At 51.0% G+C, this 7,991-nt stretch carries 6 protein-coding genes and 1 tRNA gene; all 7 read right to left on the reverse strand.

Annotation, left to right across the window (positions count from 1 at the left end; translation table 11 throughout):
• Positions 1-55: 55 nt before the first annotated feature.
• A complete protein-coding gene (locus ACERK3_04610; protein MFA9477573.1) occupies positions 56-2,572 on the reverse strand; it encodes a hypothetical protein in 2,517 nt (838 codons plus the stop codon).
• A 771-nt stretch (positions 2,573-3,343) separates the two neighbouring features.
• Positions 3,344-3,718: a phage terminase small subunit P27 family gene (locus ACERK3_04615; protein ID MFA9477574.1), complete on the reverse strand. Its 375-nt coding sequence runs from the start codon at positions 3,716-3,718 to the stop codon at positions 3,344-3,346.
• Between the two features lie 274 nt (positions 3,719-3,992).
• Entirely contained in the window at positions 3,993-4,274 is a 282-nt protein-coding gene (locus ACERK3_04620; GenBank protein ID MFA9477575.1) for a hypothetical protein, read from the reverse strand.
• A gap of 108 nt (positions 4,275-4,382) precedes the next feature.
• Positions 4,383-5,564: a phage major capsid protein gene (locus ACERK3_04625; protein ID MFA9477576.1), complete on the reverse strand. Its 1,182-nt coding sequence runs from the start codon at positions 5,562-5,564 to the stop codon at positions 4,383-4,385.
• A gap of 349 nt (positions 5,565-5,913) precedes the next feature.
• Complete coding sequence (locus ACERK3_04630) at positions 5,914-7,206, reverse strand: tyrosine-type recombinase/integrase (GenBank protein MFA9477577.1); 1,293 nt, start codon at positions 7,204-7,206, stop codon at positions 5,914-5,916.
• A gap of 65 nt (positions 7,207-7,271) precedes the next feature.
• Positions 7,272-7,359, reverse strand: a tRNA-Ser gene (locus tag ACERK3_04635).
• A 181-nt stretch (positions 7,360-7,540) separates the two neighbouring features.
• The coding region (fliD, locus tag ACERK3_04640; protein MFA9477578.1) for a flagellar filament capping protein FliD at positions 7,541-7,991 on the reverse strand (451 nt) is incomplete at its 5' end.

The raw sequence follows: 7,991 nt of genomic DNA on the forward strand, positions 1-7,991 counted from the left end.
GAAGGGGGAAGGATCGCCGGCCGTAGGCCGACGATCCTTCTAGCTGCCACTCATGCTATTTAGGAATGTAGACAATCGGCGACCGTGCCCGTGGCTTGTCTGGCGCGATTCGCTGTCGCAATCCCTGATAAGCCGAATGTGTCGGCTCAAGTATGGCAATCTTTCCCATCGATTCTAAGCCGTGAAGAACGCCGTTAAACTGCTGCCCGAACAATTGAAGCTTGTTTGACAGGTCACGCTTAAACATGGCTCCCGACTGCCGCAACTGAGTAAGAACCTTATCTTCTTCCGAGCTTGTATCCATGCCATCACCTCGATGGGCAAGGTAGGCAGCGTAACACTTGGCGACAATCTCGATGCACCGGCTGAAGTACTGCAAGCCGTCGAACTTCTCCGGCAGTTTACCGAATCTGAAATCCTCTACCTCTTCCGACAGCATCGCGCAAATCATGGATAACTTGATTGCATGCACGACAAACTTGCTTTTGAGAACTTCCCAATCCATCGGGAAAACATCTCGTAGATATCTGCCCACCGGCGTATTTGTAAAAGATTCTTTCGCCTCGCCAATCGGGTCGTGGTCATAATCGACGCCAAACGTGCAAGGTGTCCGGGTAGACGGTAGTGCATCGACCAGCGTCCCCACCTCACCCCTGATAATGTCTGTAAATGTACAATCGACGGGTGGCAGCCCCGTTACCTCATGGTGTTGTGTTTGGGGAATCAGGCGACCGAATAAACCAACATCTTTGAATACTTGAGAACCCATTTCACGTTCCCATGTCGCATCTTGAGACAATCCCAGAAAGCCCACGCACATATCATACATCATGGCGAACCCTGAATTTTTGGTAATGCTTTCGTGGTCTGTCGCATCGGCAAGTTTAAGAACGTCGCTTAGATTGCAGTTTTTACCCTGATTCCAGTTACCACCCATTAGGTTGCCGATTGCCCCTGTCACCTCATCGGTTAGAAGAAATGAGCCATATATGTCGTCAGCAGCTTTATTGCGAACTTCTGTTTTTAGCTGGGTCCGCTGTTCTCTGTCTAATTCACTCCATTCCTTCCCTGAGATAGTTTTACCCATCTGGTTGTAAAGGGCCGGGAAGGTAGCATTGTCAGGAAGAAATATATCCGTACAAAAAGCCCGCTTAATAATGTTTCGTGTATTCGATTTGGCGGAGCCCGTGGGCGCTAAAAGTACCGTCCATGGATTCGGGTAATAGAAGGCTCCTCGATTCTCTGTCTGGATGCGTTTACCAATCAATGCGCCGACAGCAGCAGCAGCGGGGACCACATTACAAGCCATCGGGATATCTGGATTATCTCGATGCAATGCGGCGACCAGCTTCGCCCATCGGGGACAGAATGAAAGGTCAATTCCGAAATCGGGGATGCTGGCGTGCTCTACCTCGATTACCTCAGCGGATGCTGTAGGTTTTAGCTCAATCTCATACGGCGATGGCGGTCTACCATTGATTGCTGCCGACTCAACACGCCCGCGTAACCCCTGATGTGTACTGCCATCGGAACCCGTCGAATCATCAGCCTCCCATCGTGGCGTACATGCCTGATTCCATTCTGAATCCAGCATAATACGAAGAACCTCAGATGGTGATAGCTGCTGCCCGTTGCGCCTCGCTGCCAATAAATGACCAGCAATCCTAAACGCGCGGTCATTCCCGTTGGGCTCGCTGGCACACTTGGCAAGGTATCGGTTTGCGTAGGTCGTTAGTTCCGCCAGTGCCGAAGTATCGGGCTTGGTTTCGGTAGATGGCTTGGCCTTCACCTTTACAGGTGATGCTGCCTCGTCTTTCACTGAGTCGAACATATCAGGCAGTGGGTTCGCCTCAAGCCATTTACTGATGAACTTCCTACATTCCTCAACGGTAAGCGGTGCATCATCAGGGAGCCGCTTGATTATCCGCATTCGGGCCGTGCGACCTTCTTCGGGTCGCTGGGGCTTGTTGGCGTTGACCGTGCCAGGCGCGCCCGTAATCCGTCCAGCGTCATAACAACACGCCTTATCAATCTCCACGCCATCACAATCATACCGATGGGCAATGGATTCAATGAACCCCTTAAAAGCATCCTTCGCCCCCTTCGGTATCACTTCGGTACGGTAGTACAGGGAAAAGCCATTTCCCGTTCGCGCACTGGCTGGCGTCGGAAGCCGCAAATCATTCGCTTTGGCGAACTCGGCTAAATCCGTTGCAATCGTTCTACCCACCTCACAAGTGTGTTCGTGCTCCGCATCTGTTGCGGATACTCGCTCGCCATTTGGGGGCTTATTGTCTACGTCTATAAGGATACCATTGTACGATTGGATATCCCCCACACTCACTTTGATACATGACACACCCTCATGAATGGCGTGCATGTTAAGGTAGACTGATGACGGGTTCAGCCGTTGAACTTCCTCGACAGTCTTATCTACTTCATTAGCGGGGACGATCCGCCCCCACGGTTTCCCGTCCACCTTGGCGAAGACATTTACTAGGGCGCTTTTGTCGCCACGTCGAAGCCACAAGGCGAAATCTTGAGCCGTTACATTCTCATTTTGCAATTCCATATTCAGTACCAAATAAAAAACCCACGACGGCTTTACACCGACGTGGGCTTGCACTGGAATTGCTAAGGTGAATAGCTATCTCACCTCATGTATCATCTATCGACAAGTTAGAATGGCGCTTCCAGTGCCCACGTCCGCACGGTTTCCCGTCCGTCGTCAGCCACCAATCTGGTGGCCTAACTTACATATCGACAAGAAATGCAAATGAATACGGAATAGGCATATTTCTCATAACCCGCATAACCGTAGACCGTCTGAACTGTCAAACTGTCAAAAAGGCTTTGGACAGTTTCCCTGACAGTTTATTTCCTTGTCAAATAAGAACTTATGTAAAACTGTCAAGTGTCTAAGCCGTTCTCGACATATATGGGTTCCTGAGTACCTCAGTTGAATGCTCAGGACAGTTTGGACAGTTTGACAGTTTGAGTAATAATGTGTGTAAGTGACTACTATTACTATACTTCTGATGTTACAAAACTGTCTAACCAAACTGTCCAAAAGGGTGGCGTGTTTTTGACAGTTGGACGGTTGAGCCCCAACAACCCCACAACTGACGTGGTTCCACCTCAGATAAAATGCGTGAACTGCTCCGATGTTTTTTGGGGTCACGTCGATAAAGATATGGTGGCGAGTGTTTCGCCATGAATACGCATCGGGGGCATCGGTAGTAACTGATGCCGATGCCCCTTTTTACATATTAGGCTCGTCAGGGCCGATCGGCGGAGCCGATCAGAACCCCGCAATGTCAGAAGATTTTGAGCTAGAAGATTTTCACCTCATCCACCAATTATCACTGGTGTCTGCCTTCGGGGATACATGAATACGGCTTCGGTTGGATGCTCCAATACCGAATTGAGCTTCTATCTTCCTCGCGCGGTCTTCCGCTTGATTTATCAGAACGTAAATCGGATGAGATTTCGTGCCTCGATGGGATTCTACGATGTCACCATCTACCCGCACCTGCTCATACCATCGTGATAGATTGCTGTACGTCTGACAAAGGGAAGCGAACAGGTCACGGTCTACAGCTTTGGCAATGCCCACCTCAATCAAGCCAGGCGCTAACTCGAACCATTTTCGCTTGGCCTCATCATCCAACCAATCAGGAACCTCGCCCAACCCCTCGGGGAAATCAGGTTCATTCATATTTAGCGGCCTGCCTGATGGGTTCCCTTGCATGACTTTTAACGCTGTCGGTTTCGGTTTTCTGCCTCTCATGTTGTGTATCTCCTATGGTCTTACAGATTCCCCATTTTCGAGGGTATGGAAGAATCTCTGGGGTATCGTCAAAATATCCGTACAGGTAGGAAGGATGGGATGGGGGCTGGTCCCCTTGACTGCCTCACCGTCGCCCCTGCTTCCCCTCTGTGACGTTCTACGTTCTCAAGCGATGCCTTTATCCGCCTCGCCTTAGAACGCCTTAGACGGCGTTCCCTGACTCATCTATTCCGATGCAATGTGGCGACTGGTCCATCATTATCATTGTGAATTCCACGAGCATCGCGAGCACACCATCAGCCGTGGCATCATATCCCCATTCTGTCGCTCGCTGCTCCAACTTTCTCATACGATGCTCGTCTGATTCAAGGAAAATTATCTCAACGCATTTCCCCAAATCAATACCGGCTGCCTCACTTCTTAGGAACATCAGCAGTGCCGCTTTGCATAATCTCGTGAGTAACATCTTATCATTGTCCATCATCTATATATCTCCAAAGGTAAAGGTTAAAAAGAAACCCGTCACATACCGTTAAGCACATGACGGGCGAAAGAACTCATCCTGTCCATTAAGGATGAATGTGAGGAATCATTATTCTCCACCAACAGTCAAAAATTTGCACGAATTCCTGTCAGCCAATTTACCGTCACAGCCAACATATCCTAGGAACCCCAACTCAAGCGAGTCTGCGTAACGTTCTGAAAGTCGGAGAATTTCCACGCCTCTGGTCATGCGAACCCAATAACGGGACAAGTCACCAAAGATGATAGACTTGTTCCCCGTCTCGAAGACTGGCATATCATTGTTGACAACGTATTCATGCCCCAGGATGCGACCGGGTCGTGTTCCATCTTGAGGAACCCACAGTGGGCGGTTCTGCAAATCGGTCATGCCCATGATTTTCTTTAGGGCGCTGTCGTGGAGCATCCACCGACCACGTCCATCCTTACGATATGCAACGTCAACAGAATGTTGAAGGTCCAGCAACTCGCCATAGGTGACGGCTTCGTCGGAATCCGTTTCAACTTCCGAATCCATCGCGCCAAGTGATGCGTGAAGGATACCAGTAGCTTTCCCGCTGCCATCGCCCACCGTCATATCCTTGTTGAGTTTCCGACTCACTGACTGTCCGACAGCCAACCCGATATAGGAAATCACATCTACATCAGCCGATGCCGCCAATTGTCTGGACAGCTTGTAAATATCGGATGCATATGTGAAAGCGCCCAAGCTTTTGTCCGATACAGCAGGACTTGCGAAGTCTGTAATCTGACTGTGTTCTGCTCTGGTATCTGCTTCGTTGCTGCTATTGTCAAATACAGGTAGAGGAAATGGACCGAAACCGGCAGTTTGGCGTAGGGTTGCTACGTCCAACATGCCAGAAAAATCTTTGAGCACCTCGACGTAATCATTACTGACTTCATCAGGGGCCAGGACTCCATTAGTCGTGCCGACTCCCAATGCTCGATGTTCCCGTTCGCCATTGCGAAGATACTGTTCGAATGCTCGACGCTCATAGCTGCCGGTGCTGCTCTGGTCGCCACTTCTACCGATACTATCCCTGATGCTCATGGGTCGTGGTGACTTCGCATCGGCTTCGGCTCGCTCAATGTCTCTGGTCAGGGCGTCTACCTTGTATAGACCCCTATCAATATCTTCTGCCTCATGGGGGCGAAGTTCTCGATTTTCAGCGACAGCCTTAGCCTTGATTTTCTGCGTATCTGCCCACACCTTGCCACGTTTTTCATACAACTCTTTAATTGAAACTGTCATTGTTATTTTCTCATTGTCTAAATCCTTTGTGTTGTACCCCCGTCCTATTCGACTCAGCGGATAGGTGAATACATGGTATGAGCACATAGATAGAAAGATGCGCGTCTATCTATCATCATCCCGTTGGATGCGAAGATATTCTTCTATGCTCATGGGCTACATTGCCCAAGCTTCAGCACTACAGAAAGTAGCATGAAGAAAAAGACCACCACGGATTTAACCGTAATGGTCTTTAGTCGGGTGAATATGTCTGAAGCGATTGTATGAACTTCTTTAGAGGACGCCCGACTAAAGGAACTCTATATATATATCGTCATGTCAACCCGTATTCGTTAAGGCGAGCATATATTTAATCAAAGTATGCTTTTTCAATGGCTTTACAGGCATCGGCTACCATTGTCGGGCGACGTTGGGCGTAGTGGTCTGATATACCGGTTGCATGGCCCCCCAATAATTTCGCTTGGGTTAGGTCACATCCTGACTCAATCGCTGCCGTATATGCTCCGTCTCGAAGATGTTCGGTTTTCACCTTGTCATTGACTCCCGCCTTACTTCGCAACTGTCGGATATTCCAATTGTGTGAATTGATGTGCCAGCGATTGCCCCAATTGCTTAGAAAGATAGCGCCCTTTGCGGATGATGGCTTGATGGCTTCCAGCGCTTCAATGGTCCGCTGCCATAGGACACCGATACGGACGATGTCGGTTTTCGGTCGCTCTGTAACAACAGTCCCTTTAGTTAGGTCCAAATCTTCCCAATTCAACGCCAACGCTTCGCCGGGATACATGCACAGGTTCAGCATCGCCAGTATTGAAGCTTTTAACTTCGGATTGTCTGCCGATGCCGCTAGAAGCTTGTGAAAATCTTCCCTGCTGATTGGTTGGGGTTTGCGTCGTCCCTTGTGCTTTGGCGCTTCCATGACTTTACAACAATCAATCGCGTGTCTGCAATCGTCGGGATTTTCGCCCCGCTTCAAGGCAAAATTAAGCATTGTCTTAATGCCGTTGAATCGGTGCTTGATGTACTTCGGCGAATCTTTACCGGCCTTGATGCTGTCCGCATACTCGGCGCATAGTTGCGGCGTCAATGCTCGAAGGGTTTTCACCTCATGCCCATGCGTGAAGTCGGTGAAGCTTCGCCACCATTTCGCCATTGCTCGCTTGTGGTCTTTTCCGGCGTCTGACTTCTCGTACAGCGTTCCAACGTCCACCAGCTTCGGGCTTGGGCCGCGTTGTGGCAGATCAGCCAACCTTGCCACTTCAGGTATGCCGGTCATGGTGGCTGCGTGTTCGGGGCGGGTCAAAAGTTGCTGCCTCATCCACAGCCATAATTCCGCCTCTGGTACATCACGCACAAGGGACGTAGAGCCGTCCCAATGCCGCACAAGGTCTGCATCATCGTCTAGCCCTTGGCGGGCTTGCTGGCGGGCGTGCTTGCCCTTTACGGGCGTGGTGAGCGTGGCAAGGTGTCCAGCTTGTTTAGACTGCCACCGCTTGAAGTGGGCGATGGCTCGGCGCTCATCAGGTTCGGTGAATGTCTCGCCGGTTTCGCAGATAATCCACCGCTTGGCGCTGCCGTGTTGACGCAGTCCATTGATGAATTCGCCCCAACTGGTACGGTAAGGTTTTCGTGGTCGTGCCATACAATCCAGTGTAAGTTAAATACACCATTTTGTACACGACGTGTCTGGCGATATCGTGAGTCAAGCGGTGGGGGAGGGATTCGAACCCTCGGTGACGCAAAGCGCCACGCCGGTTTTCAAGACCGGTGCATTCAACCACTCTGCCACCCCACCGTCGTCCGGTTGGTACCGGTGAATAAAAAGGCTTCCCGTCATGCTGCCGACTGCTGCGGTCGGTCGGGCGCGGTCGGCTATTCCGCAGTCTGGTTCAAGTTGTCATCACGCTTCGTGGTATCGGAGGGGCATTATACAAACGATCACCGGTTGTGTTGAAGCTTCCGGGGGGGCGGTCGTATTACGTCGGCATTTGTGGCGGGCCGCTGTTCGCGCCGATGCTCTGCTGCATGCCCATGAGCGCGTCCATCTGCCCTTGCATCTGGCCCAACGCCATTTCCATCGCGAGGAACTCGCGTTCAAGTCGCTCCTGTTTGGCAGCAATGGATTCCTGCATCGACTCCATCCGGCGCTCGTTCATCGTGCTCTGGCTGTCGAGTGTGTTCAGGCGCGACTCCACCGGGCCGTACTCCGGATGCGTCAGCCGATCGAGTAGATCTTCTAATTCCGCCCCCAGACCCCTTGCGATCACTTCGCGTTCGCCTTCTTCGTTTTCTTCGGTCTGTCGCAATGTGAACAACTCTTCCACTGCACCACGATCGTTCTGCAGGGCTGAGTTCAAACGCTCCTCGTCCAGCGTCAGCTTCGCTCCGTCGCCGACGGTGATGCCGACCTGGGAGAGGGCTTTGTAC

This window comes from Phycisphaerales bacterium AB-hyl4 (genome assembly GCA_041821185.1).
Lineage (GTDB): Bacteria > Planctomycetota > Phycisphaerae > Phycisphaerales > Phycisphaeraceae > Natronomicrosphaera > Natronomicrosphaera hydrolytica.

Bases quoted from the DNA above. Each gene is read 5' to 3' on its own strand.
- ACERK3_04610 (MFA9477573.1), bottom strand. From the start codon at position 2,572: ATGGAATTGCAAAATGAGAATGTAACGGCTCAAGATTTCGCCTTGTGG.
- ACERK3_04615 (MFA9477574.1), bottom strand. From the start codon at position 3,718: ATGAATGAACCTGATTTCCCCGAGGGGTTGGGCGAGGTTCCTGATTGG.
- ACERK3_04620 (MFA9477575.1), bottom strand. From the start codon at position 4,274: ATGATGGACAATGATAAGATGTTACTCACGAGATTATGCAAAGCGGCA.
- ACERK3_04625 (MFA9477576.1), bottom strand. From the start codon at position 5,564: ATGACAGTTTCAATTAAAGAGTTGTATGAAAAACGTGGCAAGGTGTGG.
- ACERK3_04630 (MFA9477577.1), bottom strand. From the start codon at position 7,206: ATGGCACGACCACGAAAACCTTACCGTACCAGTTGGGGCGAATTCATC.